This window comes from Parendozoicomonas verongulae (assembly GCF_009711465.1).
GTDB lineage: Bacteria > Pseudomonadota > Gammaproteobacteria > Pseudomonadales > Endozoicomonadaceae > Sansalvadorimonas > Sansalvadorimonas verongulae.
Genome location: NZ_SMME01000510.1, coordinates 1 through 1,131, shown reverse-complemented (window position 1 = coordinate 1,131; position 1,131 = coordinate 1). Strand labels below are relative to the sequence as shown.

The following is a 1,131-nucleotide window of genomic DNA, read 5'->3' as shown; positions in this document are numbered from 1 at the left end:
CATAACCTCCGATTCAACCCAGGCACGATACCTGAATCCGCGAGTTCACATCACATAAATTACTCCAAACACCAGACAACACAAGGCCTGAGAGGTAAAATGCCCCCCCTCTCAGGATTTCACCTGCCGGGTGCGTTTTTGTGAAACTAAAAATCGAACAATCTGACACCGAACTCTATACGCCTGCTGCTGGCCTTTATTTCATCGGCCATACCATCAACCAGAAAACAACACTCAAAAAAAACCTTCGTTCGGTTATCAAGCGTCACGGCATTCCAAACATTGAACTGGTTCCAACGTTGCATGGGACAGAAGGCTCTGCTGGGACCGGACTCGCCAGTCCGTCACGCCGCCGGCGTCGTCGCCTGAAAACCGTCATGCAGGAGCTGATATACCAGGCGGCCCGTCTGGTGAAAACCGGGCGACAATATATGCAACCAAGCTGTGCTGCTGAAGCACGGAGACTCAGTCCTGCGGCTGCAGACAGAATAATTCTGGCCCGAAGAACATAGGCTTGTGTGCTGTTTCCATGGCTTGTCAGTGGGACACAAAAAGAACGGTTTAGATAATCGTTTTCTCTCTGACAAGCCTCACCTGACAAGCCGTGGCACCTTAAGTCAGGCTGGATTAATACAATAAGTGTCATTGGGCCTATAGATTGCTTGCTCAAGGGCTTTAATGATTTTTGTATACCTGTCCCACTTGTCAGGGTTACCATTCCTAAATAGAGGCTTAGAGTGTTTTGCCACACTCAGTGGGCTTTTGGTGAGAAAAATATCATATTTCCTTTTAGGAAGGGGATTAGCACCAGCATCTAGCAAAGTCTGAACGACCTCGGCATGGCCTTCCTGAGACGCTTGAAATAAAGGCGTGGCACCATCATCCTGTACTGGATTCGCGTTCACCCCTTCAGTGTTCACCAAAATTTCAACCACCTCAGTATGGCCTTCTTGAGACGCTATAAACAAAGGCGTGATACCATAATCCGGTCCTTGATTCACGTCCACCCCTTCGGTGTTCACCAAAATCTGAACCACCCTGGCATGGCCGTTTTGAGATGCCATAAACAAAGGTGTGGCACCGTCCCATGTTTGATTCACGTCCACCCCTTCGGTGTTCACCAAAATCTGA

1 protein-coding gene and 1 pseudogene are annotated in these 1,131 nt (G+C 48.8%); one reads left to right on the top strand and one right to left on the bottom strand.

Annotation, left to right across the window (positions count from 1 at the left end; genetic code table 11):
* Positions 1 to 297 precede the first annotated feature (297 nt).
* A pseudogene (locus tag E1189_RS24635) lies at positions 298 to 428 on the top strand (IS1380 family transposase); the annotation flags it as partial.
* 189 nt (positions 429 to 617) lie between these two features.
* On the opposite strand, the gene E1189_RS01235 reads toward E1189_RS24635, so the two are convergent.
* Positions 618 to 1,131, bottom strand: a 514-nt coding sequence (locus tag E1189_RS01235) for an ankyrin repeat domain-containing protein (RefSeq protein WP_196220942.1), incomplete at its 5' end; no start/stop codon positions are given.